Source organism: Cupriavidus sp. OTU4054, from assembly GCF_038440175.1.
Taxonomy (GTDB): domain Bacteria; phylum Pseudomonadota; class Gammaproteobacteria; order Burkholderiales; family Burkholderiaceae; genus Cupriavidus; species Cupriavidus pauculus_D.
Genome location: NZ_JASATF010000003.1, coordinates 218526 through 237781 on the forward strand (window position 1 = coordinate 218526; position 19256 = coordinate 237781).

The 19256-nt window shown below is 66.1% G+C and carries 17 protein-coding genes; 5 read left to right on the forward strand and 12 right to left on the reverse strand.

What is annotated here, in order from left to right; all coding sequences use genetic code 11:
* The first annotated feature begins 49 nt into the window (after positions 1 to 49).
* The 3 genes from AAHB16_RS05825 to AAHB16_RS05835 all read left to right on the forward strand — a co-directional run bounded on the left by AAHB16_RS05825 (position 50) and on the right by AAHB16_RS05835 (position 4965).
* Positions 50 to 1039, forward strand: coding sequence for a Bug family tripartite tricarboxylate transporter substrate binding protein (locus AAHB16_RS05825; protein ID WP_150376837.1), 990 nt, complete (start codon positions 50 to 52; stop codon positions 1037 to 1039).
* An 8-nt stretch (positions 1040 to 1047) separates the two neighbouring features.
* Entirely contained in the window at positions 1048 to 2613 is a 1566-nt protein-coding gene (locus AAHB16_RS05830; protein WP_342050333.1) for a UxaA family hydrolase, read from the forward strand.
* Between the two features lie 231 nt (positions 2614 to 2844).
* Complete coding sequence (locus tag AAHB16_RS05835; protein ID WP_342050334.1) at positions 2845 to 4965, forward strand: TonB-dependent receptor family protein; 2121 nt, start codon at positions 2845 to 2847, stop codon at positions 4963 to 4965.
* A gap of 3 nt (positions 4966 to 4968) precedes the next feature.
* Here AAHB16_RS05835 and AAHB16_RS05840 read toward each other — a convergent pair whose 3' ends face one another.
* The 4 genes from AAHB16_RS05840 to AAHB16_RS05855 form a co-directional block, all read right to left on the reverse strand.
* On the reverse strand, positions 4969 to 5868 hold the full coding sequence (locus tag AAHB16_RS05840) for a LysR family transcriptional regulator (RefSeq protein WP_150376840.1): 900 nt from the start codon (positions 5866 to 5868) through the stop codon (positions 4969 to 4971).
* A 117-nt stretch (positions 5869 to 5985) separates the two neighbouring features.
* Entirely contained in the window at positions 5986 to 7053 is a 1068-nt protein-coding gene (locus tag AAHB16_RS05845) for a carbon-nitrogen hydrolase family protein (RefSeq protein ID WP_342050335.1), read from the reverse strand.
* A gap of 27 nt (positions 7054 to 7080) precedes the next feature.
* Positions 7081 to 8811 carry a solute symporter family protein gene (locus AAHB16_RS05850; protein WP_342050336.1) on the reverse strand — a complete coding sequence of 577 codons (1731 nt, stop codon included), beginning with the start codon at positions 8809 to 8811 and terminating at the stop codon, positions 7081 to 7083.
* A gap of 11 nt (positions 8812 to 8822) precedes the next feature.
* Entirely contained in the window at positions 8823 to 9167 is a 345-nt protein-coding gene (locus tag AAHB16_RS05855; RefSeq protein WP_150376843.1) for a DUF485 domain-containing protein, read from the reverse strand.
* A 252-nt stretch (positions 9168 to 9419) separates the two neighbouring features.
* Here AAHB16_RS05855 and AAHB16_RS05860 point away from each other — a divergent pair, with 252 nt between their 5' ends.
* Complete coding sequence (locus AAHB16_RS05860) at positions 9420 to 10193, forward strand: MOSC domain-containing protein (protein ID WP_150376844.1); 774 nt, start codon at positions 9420 to 9422, stop codon at positions 10191 to 10193.
* A 19-nt stretch (positions 10194 to 10212) separates the two neighbouring features.
* On the opposite strand, the gene AAHB16_RS05865 is transcribed toward AAHB16_RS05860, so the two are convergent.
* From AAHB16_RS05865 to AAHB16_RS05880, 4 genes are all read right to left on the reverse strand, one after another.
* Positions 10213 to 11145: a Bug family tripartite tricarboxylate transporter substrate binding protein gene (locus AAHB16_RS05865; protein WP_150377576.1), complete on the reverse strand. Its 933-nt coding sequence runs from the start codon at positions 11143 to 11145 to the stop codon at positions 10213 to 10215.
* 261 nt (positions 11146 to 11406) lie between these two features.
* Positions 11407 to 12492, reverse strand: coding sequence for a TauD/TfdA family dioxygenase (locus AAHB16_RS05870; RefSeq protein WP_150376857.1), 1086 nt, complete (start codon positions 12490 to 12492; stop codon positions 11407 to 11409).
* 34 nt (positions 12493 to 12526) lie between these two features.
* Positions 12527 to 13774, reverse strand: a complete 1248-nt coding sequence (locus AAHB16_RS05875) for a CaiB/BaiF CoA transferase family protein (RefSeq protein WP_342050337.1) — start codon at positions 13772 to 13774, stop codon at positions 12527 to 12529.
* A gap of 8 nt (positions 13775 to 13782) precedes the next feature.
* On the reverse strand, positions 13783 to 14775 hold the full coding sequence (locus AAHB16_RS05880) for a tripartite tricarboxylate transporter substrate-binding protein (RefSeq protein ID WP_342050338.1): 993 nt from the start codon (positions 14773 to 14775) through the stop codon (positions 13783 to 13785).
* 134 nt (positions 14776 to 14909) lie between these two features.
* Here AAHB16_RS05880 and AAHB16_RS05885 point away from each other — a divergent pair, with 134 nt between their 5' ends.
* The gene (locus AAHB16_RS05885; protein WP_342050339.1) at positions 14910 to 15794 is read left to right on the forward strand and encodes a LysR family transcriptional regulator; all 885 of its coding nucleotides are present in this window, start codon (positions 14910 to 14912) and stop codon (positions 15792 to 15794) included.
* Positions 15795 to 15837: 43 nt separating this feature from the next.
* Here AAHB16_RS05885 and rfbC read toward each other — a convergent pair whose 3' ends face one another.
* The 4 genes from rfbC to AAHB16_RS05905 are packed head-to-tail and all read right to left on the reverse strand — an operon-like array spanning position 15838 to position 19254.
* Positions 15838 to 16389, reverse strand: coding sequence for a dTDP-4-dehydrorhamnose 3,5-epimerase (rfbC, locus tag AAHB16_RS05890; RefSeq protein ID WP_150376861.1), 552 nt, complete (start codon positions 16387 to 16389; stop codon positions 15838 to 15840).
* A gap of 3 nt (positions 16390 to 16392) precedes the next feature.
* Positions 16393 to 17331: a dTDP-4-dehydrorhamnose reductase gene (rfbD, locus tag AAHB16_RS05895; protein ID WP_342050340.1), complete on the reverse strand. Its 939-nt coding sequence runs from the start codon at positions 17329 to 17331 to the stop codon at positions 16393 to 16395.
* Complete coding sequence (gene rfbB, locus AAHB16_RS05900) at positions 17321 to 18421, reverse strand: dTDP-glucose 4,6-dehydratase (RefSeq protein ID WP_342050341.1); 1101 nt, start codon at positions 18419 to 18421, stop codon at positions 17321 to 17323. Before rfbB ends, rfbD begins: the two co-directional genes overlap by 11 nt.
* Before the next feature lie 29 nt (positions 18422 to 18450).
* Positions 18451 to 19254 (reverse strand): 2OG-Fe(II) oxygenase, encoded by an 804-nt coding sequence (locus AAHB16_RS05905; RefSeq protein ID WP_150376864.1) that lies wholly within the window; start codon positions 19252 to 19254, stop codon positions 18451 to 18453.
* Between the last annotated feature and the right edge of the window lie 2 nt (positions 19255 to 19256).

The window sequence follows — 19256 nt, forward strand, 5'->3', positions numbered from 1 at the left end:
TGTCGCGAGACACCGCTGCGGGACATTCGATCACCACAGGAGACGGAACATGGATCATCCAATCTCGCGATGCCTGCATCGCGCGCTGACGGGCATGGCGCTGGCGGCGGGCATCCTCGCCGTGCCGGCCTACGCCTCGGACGCTTATCCCAGCAAGCCCATCCGCATCGTGGTCGGCTTCGCGCCCGGCGGCGGCGCCGATATCGTCGCGCGCCAGATCGGCACGCAGCTGTCGAAGCAGATGGGCCAGTCGGTGGTGGTCGAGAACCGGCCCGGCGCCACGGGCACGCTGGCGGCGACCAATGTCGCGCAGGCCGCGGGCGACGGCTATTCGATGATGCTGGCGTCGCAATCGACGATGGTCATCGCGCCGAGCATGTACGGCAAGCTGCAATACGACCCGATCCGCGACTTCCTCCCCGTGACGCAGCTGGTCTCGATGCCGCTCGTGATGGTGGTCACGCCATCGGTGCCGGCCACCACGCTCAGGGAAGTGATGGACCTCGCGCGCGCGGGCAAGCTCGCCAACTTCGCGTCGTCGGGCGCGGGCGGGCCCCAGCATATCGCGGGCGAGCTGTTCAACAAGATGGCCGGCATCAGGCTCACGCACGTGCCCTACAAGGGCGAGTCCGCCGCGCTGACCGACGTCATGGCCGGCAACGTGCAGGTCGCGTTCGCCAACGTGCCCGTGGCCGCGCCGTTCATCAGGTCCGGCAAGCTGCGCGCGATCGCGGTATCGAGCCTGGCGCGCGCGCAGACGCTGCCGCAGGTGCCGACGGTATCGGAATCCGGACTCAGGGACTTCGAGGTGCTCACGTGGTACGGCCTGTTCCTGCCCGCCAGCGCGCCGAAGCCGATCGCGCGCCGGATCAGCGACGAAGTGAGCGCCGCGCTCAACACGCCCGACGTGCGCGGCAAGTTCCAGGAGCAGGGGCTCACGATCGTCGGCACCAATCCCGATCAGTTCGGCCAGTTCATGACCGCGGAGGTGCCCAGGTGGGCCGCGATCGTGAAGTCGGCCAATATTCAGCCGGAGTAAGGACGCGTATGGAAAGCATCGCAGAGATTGGCCATATCGGCAGCAAGGTGGTGGCGGGCCCGTGCATCCGCCTGCATCCCTCGGACAACGTCTATGTGGCGCGCATCAACGTCGCCATCGGCGACACCGTGCCGGGCGAGGACTGGAGTATTCGCGGGCAGGTGCCGGCCGGGCACAAGATTGCCGCGCGCGCGATACGCGCGGGCGAGCCGATCGTGAAGTACAACACGTGCATCGGCTTTGCCGCGACCGATATCGCGCCGGGCAGCTACGTGCATTCGCACAACATCAGCTTTCAGGAGTACGAGCGCGACTATGCGCATGCGCGCGACTACGTGCCCGTGGTGTCGGTGCCGCAGGCGCAGCAGGCCACGTTCGAAGGCATCGTCCGGGCCGACGGCCGCGTGGGCACGCGCAACTATCTGGCGATCCTCTCCACGGTCAACTGCTCGGCCACGGTGGTGAAAAAGATCGCCGAGTGGTTCACGCCCGAGCGGCTTGCGGACTATCCGAACGTCGACGGTGTGGTGGCGTTCAGCCATTCGCTGGGCTGCGGCATGGAGATGACCGGCGAGCCGATGGACCTGCTGCGCCGGACCATGGCCGGCTACGCGCGGCATGCCAATGTCGGTGGCGCGCTCGTCGTGGGCCTGGGCTGCGAGCGCAACCAGCTGAAAGGGCTGCTCGATACGCAGTCGCTCGCGGCGGGACCGCTGCTGCGCACGTTCGTGATGCAGGAAACCGGCGGCACGCGTCAGACCATTGAGGCGGGCATCGCCGCCGTGCGCGAGATGCTGCCCGAGGTCAACCGCGTCTCGCGCACCACGGTGCCGGCGAGCCATCTGACGGTGGGCCTGCAATGCGGCGGCTCGGACGGCTTCTCGTCGATCACGGCCAATCCGGCGCTCGGCGCGGCCGTCGATCTGCTGGCGCGCCACGGCGGTACGGCGATCCTGTCCGAGACGCCCGAGATCTACGGCGTCGAGCATACGCTGACGCGCCGCGCACGCAGCCGCGCGGTGGGCGAGAAGCTGATCGAACGCGTGCGCTGGTGGAAGGACGAGTACTCGGTGGGGCGCGACGTGCAGATCAATGGCGCGGTCAGCCCCGGCAATCAGATGGGCGGGCTCGCGAACATCTTCGAAAAGTCGCTGGGGTCGTCGATGAAGGGTGGCACGGGCCCGCTGATGGCCGTCTACCGTTACGCGGAGCCGGTAACCGAACACGGGCTGGTGTTTATGGACACGCCCGGGTACGATCCGGTCTCCGCGACGGGGCAGATCGCCGGCGGCGCGAATCTCATCGCGTTCACCACGGGCCGCGGCTCGATGTTCGGCGCCAAGCCCGTGCCCAGCGTGAAGCTCGCGACCAACTCGCCGATGTACCGGCGCCTCGAAGAGGACATGGACATCAATTGCGGCACGATCCTCGACGGCGAGAAGACCATCGAGCAGGTGGGCGAGGAGATTTTCCGGCTGATGCTGCGGACCGCTTCGGGCGCGCCGAGCAAGAGCGAGCTGCTCGGGCTCGGCGACCATGAGTTCGTGCCCTGGCATATCGGGATCATGAGCTAGGCCTGGCACCAGGGCGGGAACCGGTTGGTAAAAGTGTTTTTTGTGTTGCAATGTGGCATTTCCCGATGTTTTGGGCGTTCCCATTGCGACACGCGGTTACCCGTGTCGCGCGGCTGCAACGGCTTGCGGGCTGTATGTCTTTCTTTCACGGCAGCACAAAATCCGATAACGATTATCATTTACAATCGCCGGAATTTTGTGATCTTAATAAACACGCTGGAGAAGAAAGAGATGGTTTCGAGCCGTCGCGGCCTGCCTGCCGCTCCCCTTGCCGGTCAACGCCTGGCGCTTTGCGCGACAGCCGGTGCCGTCATGCTGCTGTGTTCGATGTCCGGTCCCGCCGCAGCCCAGCAGGCACCCGCCGATGCACAGAAAGAAGTCACGCTGGACACGATTCAGGTGACCGGCAACTGGCTCGGCTCGGGCCTGCAGAACAGCGTCAAGGGTTTCGCGGGCGCGCGCACGGTCGTCAACCAGACCCAGATCGACCAGAGCGGCGCGTCCAATATCGGCGACGTGCTGCGCCGCGTGCCTGGCGTGCAGTCGAGCGACAACTCCGGTACGGCGGGCAGCGCCATTTCGCTCAACGTCGGGGTGCGCGGCCTGACCGGCCGCTATACGCCGCGTTCCACGGTGCTGCTGGACGGCATCCCGCTCGCGGTGGCGCCTTACGGTCAGCCGCAGCTGTCGTTCGCGCCGGTGAGCCTCGGCAATATCGATTCGATCGACGTCGTGCGCAGCGGCGGTTCGGTGCGCTACGGCCCGCAGAACGTCGGCGGCATCATCAACTTCACGACCAAGCCGATTCCGGCGGGCCCCGGCATTACGGGCGACGCCGCGATTCGCGAGAACATCTTCACCACGGGTGGCTCCAACACGCAGTACAACGCGTTCGTCGGCACCACGCTCGACAGCGGCCTCGGCCTTGCGTTCCTGTATTCGGGCCAGACGGGCCGCGAATGGCGCAAGGGCAGCGACGACGACGTGAACGACGTGGCCGTCAAGTTTTCGTACGACCTGACGCCCTCGCAGCAGTTCTACGGCAAGGTTTCGTACTACGACGTGAAGTCGCGCACGCCCGGTGGCCTCACGGTGGCGCAATTCAATGCCGACCCGTTCCAGAACACGCGTCCGAACGACTACTGGAGCGGCAATCGCTACGGCTTCGATCTCGGCTACGTGAACGCGATCTCCGACAACCAGGAGTTCGAGATCCGCACGTTCTATAACGACAGCTACCGCCAGAGCACGCTGACCAGCGGCGCGAACCTCGTGCACCAGCCGCGCAACTACTCGACGTTCGGCATCGAGCCGCGCTATACGCATCGCCTGGCGCTCGGGCCCACCCTGCATGACATTACCGTGGGCTATCGCTACGTGCGCGAGCGTGGCGACGACAATTCGTACAACGTCAACGCCACGACCGGCGTCACGGGGCCGACCACCACGTTCGACAATGCGACCGACGCGCATGCGGTCTATATCGACGACCGGATCGCGATCGGCAACTGGCGTGTGACGCCGGGCCTGCGCTTCGAGCATATCGACACGAGCCGCCAGCAGCGCGGCACGGCCTCGCAATTCGAGAGCGTGAACAACAAGCCGCTGCCGGCGATCAATGTCTCGTATCTGGTCAACAATGCATGGACCGTGTTCGCGGACTACAGCACGTCGTTCGGCCCGGTGCAGAACATCCAGCTGAACTCGCAGACGCCGAACAATCCGCTGTCGCCTGAAGTGGCGCGCACGTTCGAAGTGGGGACGCGCTGGACGGACAACCAGATCAAGGCCGAGCTGAGCGCGTTCAAGATCAAGTTCGACAACCAGATTCTGCAGGTGCCGGGGCTGGTGCCGGCCACGTTCCAGAACATCGGCGCGACGGACCACGACGGCGTGGAAGCGGCCATCGACTACTCGTTCGACCAGAAGAGCCTGCTGGCGGGCCTGAACGTGTATGCCAACTACACGTACACGCGCGCGATCCAGAAGTCCGGCACGACGGCGGGCCTCGACGTGCCGTTCTATTCGCGGAACACGGACACGGTGGGCGCGCGCTACAACTGGCGCGAGTGGACGTTCAATATCGCGACCACGCACCAGAGCTCGCAGTTCTCGGATCTCGCGAATACGGTGCAGGAGTCGGCGGACGGCAGCAACGGCAAGATCCCGGGTTACCGTGTCTGGAACATCCAGGGCATGTTCAAGGTGCCGCGGATGAAGCGTACGGATATCGCGATCGGTATCAACAACCTGTTCGACAAGCGCTACTACACGCGTACCGCCGACGGCAACGCCGGCCGCCTCGTCGGTGCGCCGCGGACGGTGTACGTGCAGGCACGTATCGGGTTCTGAGGGTTATCGCGCGGGATAATCCCGCGCAATGATCTCCTGCAGGTAGCCACACACCGCCTTCACCCGGGGCGTATGCTGCAACTCCTTGTGCACGGCAAGGTACAGCATGCGCTCCACCTCCACCCGCCGTCCCAGCACCCGCACGAGCCCGAATCGCTCGGCCCGGGCAAACGTCGGAAGCATCACGATTCCGCCCCCGCCCGCCGCAGAGAACATCTGCGCGAGCATGCTCGACGAGTGGAAGACCACGCGCGGATTCGGTACGCCTTCGCGTAGCCATCGCACCGTATCGAGCTGAATCAGATCGTCGACATAGGACACGAAGTCGTGACCGGCGAGGTCATCGACCGATCGCGGCGTGCCCGCGCGTTCGAGGTATTCCGGCGCGGCGTAGAGATGGAGCTGAAACGCCCCGATCGCCGATACCGCGAGCCCGCGCCCCGCCGACGGAAAGAAGCTGATAAAGATATCGGCCTCGCGACGGTTCACCTGCACCTGGTTGGACGAGGTCACGAGCTCGACCTCGAGCAACGGAAACCGTTCGCGTAGCGCCACGAACTCCGCGGCAAGGTAGAGCGAGGCAATTCCCTCCATCGTCGCCACCCGCACGTGCCCGCACGGCGTCCGGTCGCTGGCGATCGCTGGCTCGGTAATGGCCAGCGCCCCGCGCTCCATGTCCTGCACGCAGGTCAGCAGCTCCAGGCCCCGCGGCGTGGGATGCAGCCCCGCACTGTCCCGAATGAAAAGCGTCTCGTTGAGCGACGCCTCGAGCGCCGCAATCCGGCGGCTGACGGTGGAGTCGTCGATGCGAAGCTGCCGCGCCGCGGCAGTCAGGGTCTTGCTGCGATTGACCTCGAGGAAAATGCGAAGGTCATCCCAGTTGAGTCGGGTCGGTAATGGCATGGCGGCGGGCACGGGCAGGGCGGGGCGTTGCAGCGATTATGCCGGTGCTTGGCCCCGTCCCGCCATGGGACCAAGGGACCAAGGGACCAAGGGACCAAGGGACCATATGGCGGTGCGTCAGCGCACCGCATCCTCGAACGCGAAGGCCCCCTCGCTGGCCACCGTTCCGGCGCCCTCGCGCGCGGCGGGCCGCGTGGCCCCGACGTTGTCGGACGTGAACGTGGCGGGCGTCAGTCGCCGCCGGTCGATCCGCACATCGAACACGTCGAAGCGGTTGTAGTACCCCACGATATCGTGGAACTGCTTCGGCTCGATGCAGGCATCGAGGTCGAACGTCGCATAGGCCAGGCCCTCGTCGTGCTGGAGCGTATCGCCGATCACGGCCCCGGTGGGGTCGAGGAACTGCGTCGCGGCCCGCGGCGTGCGCTCGATGACCTCGCGCGCCTGCGGGTCGCCACCTTCGCACAAGGCCTCGATCATCGCGTTGTCCATGAAGCCCGCATTGAGAATGCCGAATGCCTTGGCTTCGAACGAATGTCCGCCCGCGCGGATGCGATTGGCCGCGAGGTTGTCGAAGTTCTGGCCGGAGCCCGGCAGGCGCGTCGGCCAGATCGCGGGCCATGCCGAGATATGGATCTGCTCGCCCTGCGCGGCCAGCGCATAGCGCGCGAGCGGGTTGGTGTTCTCGCCGCAGATCAGCGCGCCGATCTTGCCGATGCGGGTGTCGCTCACGCGCAGGCCGTGGCCATCGCCGGGCGCCCACACCATCTTCTCGTAGAACGTCGGCACGAGCTTGCGATGGTGGTTCAGCAACGCGCCATCGTCGCCGATCATCGCGTTGGAGTTCCAGATGCAGCCGACGCTGACCTCGCTGCTCTCGCTGAAGCCGATCGACACGAACACGCCGTTGCGGCGGGCCGCGGCGCGGATTTGCGCCATCTCGGGCCCGTCGATGCGGATGCTGTTGTTCACCATGCGGTGGAACCATTCGTGGTTGTAGATCGGCGCCCACAGCGCGGCCCAGACCGGAAAGCCCGGGATGAACGATTCGGGAAACACCACGAGCTCGGCGCCATTGCGCGCGGCTTCATCGATCAGCGAGACAGCCTTGGCGGCGGTGGCCGCCGCATTCATGTACACCGGCGCGGCATGCGCGGCGGCGACCTTGACGATAGGAAGAGTCATATCAGTGTGTGCGGACAAAACAATGAATCAATGCGAAACCGCGTCGGCGATGCCCATGCCGGTCTCGCGGCGGACGGCCATTTCGGGCCAGCGAGACTCGGACAGCCGGCTGCGCGTCAGCAGCGAGAACACGATCACGAGCAGAAAGCCGATGGGAATCGAGACAATGCCGGGATTGCGCAGCGAGATCAGCGGATGATCGAGCCCGATGATGCTCGGATAGGTCATGTTGGGCGACACCAGTACCATGCCGATGGACACCAGCGTGCCGCCGACGACGCCGGCCACCACCCCCGCCGTATTGCAGCGGCGCCAGTAGAGCGTGCAGACGAGCGCGGGCAGGTTGGCCGAGGCCGCCACGGCGTAGCCGAGCCCCACCAGATGCGCGACGTTCTGGCCCTTGGCCGCGATACCCGCGGCCACGCAGACCACGGCGGTCAGCAACGTGGCGATGCGCGCGGCCACCACCTGTTCGCGGTCCGTCGCATGGCCGTTGCGGATCGCGCCGACATAGACGTCGTGGGCGAGCGACGAGGCCGCGGCCAGCGTCAGGCCGGCGACCACCGCGACGATCGTCGCGAAGGCCACCGCGGCCACCACCGCGAGCATGAAGTTGCCCAGCAGGCTGTCGGGCCCGCCGCCGAGGAACTGCGCGAGCATCGGCGCCGCGAGGTTGCCGCCCTTGTCGAGCGAAAGGATGGCCTTCGGGCCGACGTTCAGCGCCGCCGAGAAGCCGATGACGACGATCAGCAGATGGCACAGGCCGATCGCGAACATCGCATACAGCGCCGACGTGCGGGCGTCCTTCGCGCTCTTGACGGTGAAGAAGCGCATGAGGATGTGCGGCATCGCGGCGGTCCCGAGCACGAGCGCCATGCCCAGCGAGATCTGCTCGACGGGGCTCTTCAGATACAGCGCGGGTTCGAGGAAGCGGCGGCCGGCCTCTTCCACGGAGAGCGTCGATTGCCCCTTCAGCAGCGTGTCCAGCACGTGGCGCTGGATGGCATCGTTGTGGATGACGCTGCGGAAGAACGCTTCGATGTCGAAGCCGTACGGAATCCAGGACAGCACGACGAGCACGATGCAGAACGAGATCAGCAGGAACGCCTTGAGCACCTGCACCGACGTGGTGGCGCGCATGCCGCCGAACAGCACGTAGGTCAGCATCAGCGCACCCACCGCGCAGACGGAGATCTCGTATGGGATACCGATCAGCGCGCGCACGATCACGGCGCCGCCGACGATCTGCGGGACCATGTAGAACAGCGCGACCAGCACGCTGGATACCGCGACCACGAGCTTGGTCGCGCGGAAGCTGTTGCGATACGCGAGCACATCGCCCAGCGTGTAGCGGCCCAGGTTGCGGCAGGGCTCGGCAATCAGCAGCAGCACCGGCACGAACGAGATAAAGAAACCGGCGACGTAGCTGATGCCGTCGAGGCCGTACAGCGCGATCAGTCCCGACACGCCGAGGAAGGCCGCGGCCGACAGGTAGTCGCCGGCAATCGCCATGCCGTTCATGCGCGCGCTGATGCCGCCGCCGGCCGTGTAGAAGTCGCTCGCGGTGGCATTGCGGCGCGCCGCGAACCACGTGATGGCCAGCGTCAGCGAGAACAGCACCGCGAACACGATGACGGTCATCGCGCGATTGCCCTCGGTGACGAGCGTGGCTTCCGCGGCGTGGGCGGTGCCGAGCGTCAGCGGCGATGCGGCAATGGCGGCGATGGCGGCAAGAAGGTGGGGAATACGCGCTTTCATGGCCGGGCTCCTCACGCTGCCACCGCGTGGGCGGCCTCAGGCTCCGGGGACGGGGCCTGCGAGATCAGTGCATCGGCCATCGCATCGAGCCGGCGCAGCTTTGCCGCATAGGCCCAGGCGATGACGCCGCCGACGAAATACTGGCCGCACAGGTACCAGAGCCCGAAGTTGGTCGAGGCCGTGACTCGAATCTCGAACAGGCTGGAACCGATGCCGGCGAGCACGGGCACGGCGAAGAACATCGTCATGCTGATCGCGAACAGGGTCAGCACGACGCGCCTGCGGGTGCGCACCAGCCGCTGGAATTCTGGGTTCTGGTACAGCGCCTCGTAGGCGCGTGGTGATGGTTTGATCATGCTGCTCTCTCCCGATGACGATCAATCTGGCTGCATTCTTGTTCGATTCGTGCAACGGCGAAAAGGAGAGAGTTCGCAGATGCCTCTGCAAAAATGCAGAGTGGCGCGCAATGGTGCATGGCTTTTTTGCAGAGCACCAATTCGGGTGGGTGTGCACCGTTTTCGCGCCGGAATTCGTGTGGCAAAAGCACTTGGCTAACGGTTTGTGGCGCGGCAACATAGGGACCTCGCTTACGCCATCTGCCTACCGCCATGAACATCCAGTCGTTATACCGCTATCCGGTCAAGGGCCTGTCGCCCGAAACGCTCGCCAGCGTGGACCTGCATGCCGCGCAGGGGTTTCCGCTCGACCGCGCCTACGCGGTCACGGACGGTTCGCTCGATTTCGATCCGGCGCACCCGGTGCCCGCGCCGAAGACGCAGTTCCTGATGCTGGCCAAGTACGAAAAGCTTGCGCGCCTGAAGACGCGCTTCGTCGAGTCATCGGCGCAACTGGAACTGGCCGAGGACGGCAGGGTGTCGCGGTTCGATCTTGCCGACGACGCGGACCGCAAGGGGCTCGCGGATTATCTGCAGCGGTATCTCGACGTGCCGCTGCCGGGCACGCCGCGCGTGGTCAACGCGCCGAATTTCCAGTTCACGGATGTGAGCGTGCGGTCGGAAGCGCTGATGCGCAGCATCTCGCTGATCAACCTCGATACGGTGGCCGACTTCGCGCGCCATCTGGACCACCCGCTGGATCCGCTGCGTTTTCGCGCGAACCTGTATTTCTCGGGACAGCCCGCGTGGACGGAAATGGAATGGGTCGATCGCGAACTGACGATCGGCGACGTGGTGCTGAAGGTCGTGCGGCGCACGAAACGCTGCGCGGCCACGAGCGTGGATCCGCAGACGGGTATCCGCGACCTCAATATTCCGGTGTCGCTGCTGCAGTACGTGAAGCACGGCGACCTCGGCATCTATGCCGAGGTGGTGCGGGGCGGGACGATCCGCCCGGGAGACGAGCTGGTGCTGCGGGACGCGTGAAGGTTCGATCGACCCCGGGTCAATCCACCTTCGCGCCGGACTGCTCGACGATGGGCTTCCACTTCCGATAGTCCGAATCCACGAGCTCGGCGAACGCCTTCGGCGTCATGAGCTTCGCCTCGGCGCCCTGTTCGTGGATCGCATGAATGACGTCGGGGTTGGCCAGCACCTTGTTGATCTCGGTGGCCAGGCGGTCCACGACGCTGGCCGGCGTTTTCGCGGGCGCGAAAATGCCGTACCACGTGCTGACATCCACGTCCTTGTAGCCGCTTTCGGCGACGGTCGGCACGTTCGGCAGCGACGTGCTGCGGGTGGCCGACGTCACGGCCAGTACGCGCAGCTTGCCGGCCTTGACCTGTGCCAGCGCCGAGGGCACCGAGGCGACCATCAGGTCGACGTTGCCGGCCATCGCGTCCATCATCGCGGCATTCGAGCCCTTGTACGGCACGTGCAGCAGCTTGATGCCGGCCGCGTGGCTGAAGATCTCCGCCGCGAGGTGAATCGTCGTGCCATTGCCGGGCGAGCCATAGCGGACCGACTCCGGATGCGCCTTCGCGGCCGCGACCACATCGGCCAGCGTCTTGAAGCGCGAGTTCGCCGACGTGACGATGCAGATCGGCGTGTAGGCAACGTGGCTGATGGCGATGAGGTCGCGCGCCGGCACATACGACACCGACTTGTAGAGCCACGGCGCCACCACGAGGTTGTCCTTCTGGCCCATGACCAGCTCGTAGCCGGTGGGCGCCGCGCGCACGATCTCGGCAATGCCGAGCGTGCCGCCCGCGCCGGGCTTGTTGTCGGGCACGAACGTCCATTTGGTGCTCTGCGCGACCTGGTTGGCCACGAGGCGCGCGAGGATATCGGTGCCGCCGCCCGGCGGGAACGGAATGACGAGCCGGATCGGCTTGGCGGGCCAGTTGTCCTGCGCCAGCGCGGGAAAGCCGCTCGCCATCGCGGCCGAGGCCAGCGCGCCTTTCAGCAGGGCGCGCCTGGAGGTATTGACGTCGGGGGACGCGGGCAGGGCGGTCTCGCTGTGCAGCGAGCCGGAACGATGGGCGGGAATTCGGGGCATGGAGGGTTCGGACGGCGGGAAAGCAACCCGCGATTATACCGCCGCCGCTCCGCCGCCCACTCTACACGCCCCGCGCCGCCGAAGTCCGCCGATCGCGCTGAGATTGCCCCCTCGGGATGTTGCCCTCGGGGGGGACGGCCGTTACTCCACCATCGCGCCGGCGACGCCTTCGAGCAGGTCGCGGTCGTGGTTGGACGGCAGCTCCATGAACGGCCTGCGCGTGACGCTCCACAGGCGCATGTCCTCATCGGTATGGAACACCTGCTTCTTCGGCATGGCCGGCCACGATTCCACGCGCAGCCACATGCGCAGCAGATGGCGGCGCTTCGACAGTTCCTGATGATCTTCGTAATCCGTGCGGCCATGCACCATCATGCGGTTGTTCAGGAACTGGATATCGCCCTCGCGGAAGCCCATATCGAGGTAGTGCTCGGGCATCGCCGCGGCCTTGCGCGCGTGGTAGAGCGCGTCCGACTCTTCCTGCGAGAACGGACGCTGTCCGCTTTTCTCGGCGAGGCGCGCATAACCGGTGGGCAGGTAGCAGGTGACTTCGCCCTGGCCGTCGTCGGCAAAGAACGGCACGCGGTCTTCGCTGAACGTGCGTGTGGCGCGGCGGCCGTCCTCGTCGGTACGTTTCAGGAACAGTCCGCGGCTCAGGATGTCGAGCGACTTCGGGTGATGTTCGAGCAGATAGTTGTGCACGGTCAGCGCGCTCGTAATCCGGCTCTCGCCACCCGAGATGGCCGTGCGCAGGCACATCAATCCGATGATGTCGCACGAGTCGGTATGCATGAGCTGCCCGCCGCCTTTGCGATAGCCGCGAGACTTCGGCTCGTAGTCGCTTACGTTGACGACGTGTCCCAGGCGGTCGCCGAGGTACGACTGCGTCATGGTCTTGCCGATGTACGCGCCGAGCCCGAAATAGATGCGGGCCATGTCGTCGTCGCTGTAACGGTCACGCGGCAGCCCGCGCAGCATCAGGAAGCCCGCGCCCTCGCGCAGCCGCTTTGGCAGCGACGCCATGAGCGTGCCCACGGTGTCGAGCGGGAACGTCTCGCGCGTGATATCGGGAAAGTCCACGTCGCCCAGCGACTTCAGATGCTGGAGCGCGCGATCGATCTCGGCCAGTTCTTCCGCGCCGAGGACGTGGAGCCCTTCCTTCGTCCAGTCGATGTCGGGACCTTTCCAGGCGCCGGGACCCGTGATCGGATGACCAACTCGGTTCATTGTCTTCTCCTTGTGTGATGGCAGTGCAGCGTTGTCACGCCGCAGAGGAAAGCGGGGCGGGCGCGTGCGCGCCGCCGACCAGCGCGCCGCTCGCGCGCAATCGGGCGAGGCCTCCCTCGCCGAGCGCCTCGCGGACGATCTCGTCGTTGTGCTGCCCGAGGTCCGGTGCCGGGCAGCGGAAGTCCCCGGGGGTATCGCTCCAGCGCGGCACGATGTTGTGCATCGGCAGTGCGCCCAGTTCCGCGTCCGGCAGCTCGACGAGGCTTTCGCGCTGGGCCACATACGCGTCGTCGAGCACCTGCTTCGCGTCATGGACAGGGCCGATCGTGACGCCCGCAGCCTCGAAGATCGCCAGGTTCTCGTCGAGGCTGCGCGCGCGGATAAAGTCGCCCACCACGCGATCGACCTCTTCGATATGCGCGAGGCGCGCGCTGTTGGTGGCATAGCGCGGATCGTCGAGCATGTCGCCGCGCCCGATGGTCTCCATGAGCCGGCGCGCCACGCTGTTGGACGCCGTCGAGAGCGCGAGCCATTTGTCGTCCCGCGTGCGATACACGTTGCGCGGCGCGGTCGTGCTCGACCGGCTGCCCGTGCGGCGCTTGAGCTTGCCCGTGAACTTGTAATTGGCCGCCTGCGGTCCCATGATCGACAGCATCGGCTCGAACAGCGACAGGTCGATGACCTGGCCGCGCCCGCCATGCGCCTGGATATGCCAGAGCGCCATCATCGTGGCGCTCGCGCCATAGAGGCCCGTCGTCATGTCGCCGAGGAACATCGGCGGCAGCACCGGTTCGCGATCTTCGAAGCCGTTGATCGCCGCAAAGCCGCTATAGCCTTCGACGAGCGTGCCGAATCCGGGCTTGTGCCGATAAGGTCCGGTCTGGCCCCAGCCCGAGATGCGGGTGATGACGAGATTCGGATTGATCGCATGCAGCACGTCGGGGCCCAGTCCCATCGCTTCCAGCGTGCCGGGCCGGAAGCTTTCGACCAGCGCGTCGGCGGTCTCGGCAAGCGTCTTGAGCAACGCGATGCTTTCGGGGTTGCGCAGATTCAGCCCGAGGCTGCGCTTGTTGCGCGCGTAGGTCTTCCACCAGATATCGAGCCCATCGGTCTTGAAGTTGCGCAGCGAGTCGCCGTCGGGCGGCTCGATCTTGATCACGTCCGCGCCGAAATCGGCCAGTTGCAGCGTCAGCATGTTGCCGGCGACCAGCCGGCTCATGTCGATGATCCGCAGGCCATGCAGCGGGCCGCGCGCTTTCGGGTTGAATACCTTGCTTTGCATCGCGTGGCTCAGTTGGTGGCGACGGCCACATGTCGGGTCGAGACGAGCGTGCGCCACTTGCCGACCTCGGACTGCACATAGCTCGCGAACTGCGGCGCGGTCATGTTGCTCGGCTCCGTCGACTCGCGCGAGAAGAGTTCCTTCATCGCCGGCGTCTCGGCCACCGCGCGAATCTCCTGATTGAGGCGATCGACGATGGGCTGCGGTGTCTTCGCGGGCGCGAACACGCCCCACCATGCTTCCACGACGAAGCCGGGCAGCGTCTCGGCGACGGTCGGCAGGCCGGGCGCAAAGCGCGAACGCTCCGCCGAGGTCACCGCGAGCGCGCGGACCTGACCGCTTTTCAGCGGACCGGCCACCGATGCCGCGGTCGTGATCATGACCTGCACGTTGCCGCCCACCATATCGACCACCGCATTGGAGACGCCCTTGTACGGCACGTGTACCGCGCGGCCCTGGCCCAGCGCGTTGAGCAGTTCGCCGCCGAGATGGCCGCTCGAACCGGGACCGGCCGAGCCGAAGTTGATGCTCTTGTCCTTGTCGCCGCCCTTGCCCTGGAACGCCTCGACGACGTCCTTCACGCTCTTGTAGGGCGTATTGGCCGCGGTCACGAGCAGCATGGGTCCGCGGTTCAGCATCGCCACGGGCTCGAACGACTTGATCGGGTCGTAGGGCAGCTTCGGCTGGATCGCCGCGTTGGTGCTGAAGCTCAGCGAGTTGAGCAGCAGCGTCGAGCCGTCCGGATCGCCGGTGGCCACGGCCTGCGCGCCGATGGCACCACCGGCGCCGGGCCGGTTCTCCACGACGACGGAGGAACCGGTCCGGCCGGCCAGGCCCTGCGCCAGCGCGCGGGCGAACAGATCGTTGCTGCCGCCGGGGGAGAAGGGCACGACGATACGAATCGTTTTCGGCAGGACGGGCTCCTGGGCCATCGCGGCGCTGGCCGTGGCGAGCAGGCCTGTGCATAGCACGGCCAGAATGGATGCATGGGGGCGTTGCATGCTGTCTCCTGATTGTTGTCTTGTAGGTATGAGGATCAGTATGCGAAGCCGGTCGATAAAGAAAAAGGCCTATCGTCTTTCTTCAAAAGATAGATAATCTATCTTCATGCCGTCCCGTATCGGGTATCGACCTCATGAACACCCTCTTCCTGCAGAATTTCCTTTCCGTGCTCGAGCATGGGTCCATCGCGGAGGCCGCACGGCGGCTCAGCCTGACGCCCGCCGCCGTCGCGCAGCAGATTCGGGCGCTCGAACGCGAGATGGGGGTGTCGCTCGTGATCCGGTCGGGCCGGCATGTCATTGCCACGGAAAGCGGCGAACGCGTCGCCGCGAGAGCGCGCGACGTGCTCGCACATGTGAGCGGCATGTTCGCGGCGGCGCTCGATGAAGAAAAACTGGCGGGGGAGTTGCGGCTCGGTGCCGGACCGACCGCACTGACGGGCATGGTGCCCGATCTGCTGAGCGCGCTGATCAAGCGCTATCCGGGCATCAGCGTGTACGTGCAGCCCGGCTATTCGGTCGATATGCACCCGGCCGTGCTGAACGGGACGCTCGATGCCGCCATCGTGCTGGCCTCACCTTCGCCGCTGCCGAAGCTGCTTCGCTGGCAATTGTTGCGGGAAGAGCCGCTGGGCTTGCTGGTGCCCGCACAGCTTGCGGGGTCGGATCCCCACGAGCTGCTGCGCGTGGCGCCGTTCATCCGCTACGACCGCCACGAATGGGGCGGCCAGCTCGCCGACCGCTACCTGCGCGACAACGGCATCGCGCCCAACGAACGCTTCGAGCTCAATTCGCTGTCGGCGATTGCCGTCATGGTGGACCGGGGCCTCGGCGTATCGCTCGTCCCCGAGTGGATCCGCCCATGGCCCGAAGGGCTGCGGCTCGTGCATCTGCCGCTGCCCATGCCCAGCGAACCGCGGCGCATGGGCCTGATCTGGTCCCGCACGACGTCGCGCACACGGCTCGTGGAGGCGCTGCGGGACGAAGCGGTCAGGCAGTTCCGGGGGACCGCTTCGTGACTGCGGAGAACACCGCATTGGCGCGCGACGCCATGTTGCCGCACTAGGCAAACACCTCCGCATCCTCGAGGGTGCGGCCCGCCGCGTCCTTCGCGGCAAGGATCGGCGTGCCGGCGATCGGCCATTCGATCCTGAGGTGGCCGTCGTTCCAGAGCAGCGATCGCTCGTGCTCGGGGTACCAGCGGTCGGTGGTCTTGTACAGGAACTCGGCGTAGTCGGACAGCACCACGAAGCCGTGGGCAAAGCCTTCCGGGATCCACAGCTGCCGCTTGTTCTCGGCGGAGAGCGTCACGCCCACCCACTTGCCGAACGTCGGCGAGCTTCTGCGCAGGTCCACGGCCACGTCGTACACCTCGCCGGTGACCACGCGCACGAGCTTGCCCTGCGGATGCCTGACCTGATAGTGGAGCCCACGCAGGACATTGCGCGCCGAGCGCGAATGGTTGTCCTGCACGAAGTGGCGCTTCAAGCCGGTGGCCGCCTCGAACTCGAGTCCGTTGAAGCTTTCGTAGAAGAAACCACGATCGTCGCCGAACACCTTGGGATCGACGATCAGCACATCCGGAATCTCGGTGCGGGTCACGTTCATGGTCATGGTTCAACTCCTGGGCAATTGCGAAACCAGTTCCGGCATCACCGCATGCAGGCCGTCCTGCCAGTCGGGGAGATGGATGCCGAAGACCTGGCACAGCCTGGCGGTGGCCAGCCGCGAGTTCGCGGGCCGGCGCGCGGGCAGGGGGTAGTCGTCCGTGCCGATGGGCTCGACGCGCGCGGGATCGACCTTGAGCGCGACGCCGAGCGCGGCGGCAATCCGCAGCACTTCCAGTGCGTAGGCATGCCACGTCGTCGCGCCCGATGCGGTCAGGTGGTAGAGGCCGCACGGGAATGCGGTGGGACTGCCGAAGATCCAGTGCCGCGCCACGATCTGCGCCGTCACGTCGGCCACGAGCGCGGCCGGCGTGGGCGCGCCGGACTGGTCCGCCACCACGCGCAGCCGGTCCCGATCGCAGCCGAGCTTGAGCATCGTCCGCGCAAAATTGATGCCGTGGCTGCCGAAGACCCAGCTCGTGCGCAGCACCAGGGCGCTGGCCTCGCTGTTCAGGACCGCGGTCTCGCCCGCCAGCTTGCTTTCGCCGTAAGCCGATACCGGATGGGGCGTGTCGGCCTCGGTATAGGGGTCGTCCTTTGTGCCGTCGAACACGTAATCCGTGGAATAGTGGACGAGCAAGGCACCCAGCGCGCTGGCCTCTTCGGCCAGCACACCGGGCGCGGTGCCATTGATCGCGAAGGCCTGGGCGGCGTCGCTCTCGGCCTTGTCCACGGCCGTGTAGGCGGCGGCATTGACGATGATGTCGGGCGCGAAGTGCCGCACCACGCCGCGCAACTGGCCGATATCGGCAAGGTTGCAGCCACCGCGGTCGAGCGCGATGACGCGGCCGAGCGGCGCGAGGCTGCGCGTCAGTTCGAAGCCGATCTGACCGTTGCCGCCCGTGACCAGTAACGTGGGCGGTGCGCCGCGCGGGCGTTCACGCGGCATATTGCATCCCCATCCAGTGGCGATACGCGCCCGACATGACGTCGCGTACCCAGAGCGGATTGTCGAGGTACCACGCGACGGTCTTGCGCAGGCCTGTCTCGAAGGTTTCCGCCGGGCGCCATCCGAGTTCGCGCTCGATCTTGCGCGCGTCGATCGCATAGCGGCGGTCATGCCCGGGACGGTCCTTCACAAACCGGATCTGCTCGCGATACGAGCCCGCGTGACGGGGCCGCAGTGCGTCGAGGCTGTCGCACAGTGCATGCACGACATCGATGTTCGTCTTCTCGTTCCAGCCGCCCACGTTGTAGGTCTCGCCGACGCGCCCGTTCGCCAGTACCGCGCGGATGGCCGCGCAATGGTCGCCGACGTAGAGCCAGTCCCGAATGTTCTGCCCATCGCCGTACACCGGCAGGGTCTCGCCCTCCAGCGCGCGGGCAATCATCAGCGGAATCAGCTTTTCCGGGAACTGATACGGCCCATAGTTGTTGGAGCAGTTCGTCGTCAGCACGGGCAGGCCGTACGTGTGGTGCCATGCGCGCACCAGATGATCCGAGGCCGCCTTCGATGCCGAGTACGGACTGTTCGGCGCATAGGCCGTGGTTTCGGAGAACGGCGCGTCGGCGGGCCCCAGCGAACCGAATACCTCGTCGGTCGAGACATGGAGGAAGCGAAAGGCCGCGCGGTCGTCGTCGGGCAGCGCCTGCCAGTACGTGCGCGCGGCTTCCAGCAGCGAGAACGTGCCCGCGATATTGGTATCGATAAAGGCGGCGGGACCGTGGATGGACCGATCGACATGGCTTTCCGCGGCAAGGTGGACGATCGCGCGCGGATGATAGCGCACGAGCAGTTCGTCCATCTTCGCGCGATCGCAGATGTCCGCGTGGACGAGCCGGTGGCGCGGATCCCCGTCGATGAGGTCAAGGCTGTGGCGGTTGCCCGCGTAGGTCAGCTTGTCGACGTTGACCACGGCATCGGTCTGGGGGGCGGTCTGGGGGGCGGTCTGTGTGCCGTCCTCCGGCCGGGCCAGCCAGTCGATCACGAAATTGGCGCCGATAAAACCCGCGCCGCCGGTAACGAGAATGCAGGACATCGCTGGACTCCTGTCCGATAGATCAGGGCTCAGCGGCCCACGAGCCGCCGTGCCAGTGCCTTGGCGTACGGCGGCGTGATGCCGTGCAGGAAGTCGCGCGTCGTCAATGGAAATCGCTCGCCCGGCGCCGCCTGAAATCGTGTGGTGTGGACCTCCGCCTCCTCATCCTTGGGCCGGCCGTTCGAGTAGTAGTAGAGCGCGATGGAGCGGCGCGACATGCCCGCCGGACAGGCGAGCGGCACGGGATGCCCATGCCAGGAGCATTCGTTGGTGCTGAACACGACGAGCCGGTTGCCGATCGGCGCGATCTTCTGCACGCAGTGCTGCACGCCTTCGTCCCAGAGCTGGAGGTGCCCGGCCCAGTTGTCCTCCCAGGTGTCGTTGAAGTACAGCAGCACGTTCACGCGGCGGTCCAGCTTCCACTCGGGATGGTAGTTGTAGTCGATATGCAGCCCGAGGTGCCCGCCCGGCAGCGTCTGATGCAGCCCACCGCCATGCAGATGCGGGTCGGGCACCAGTCCGGTGATGCCGGTCAGCGTTTCGAGAAAGCGCACGAAGCCCGGGCTGTTCATCTCGAGGATGAGCCCCCGCAGCGCGGGCGGAATCGAGTAGAAGTCCTGGATCTGCAGCTTGAGGTTCTCCGCGGCCGACTGGAACTTGAACCAACCGCTTTCCTTCTTGCCCGGGAAGGCGTCACTGGTTTCGCGATATACGTCTCCGTCGAGAAAGTCGTCCACGCAGATGTGCGGGAAGGGGGGATTCGTCCGGTAGGGCTCCGCAAGTTCGCGTGCCATCCAGTCCAGCTTGGCCAGGTCAAGCATTTCCTTGTACATGC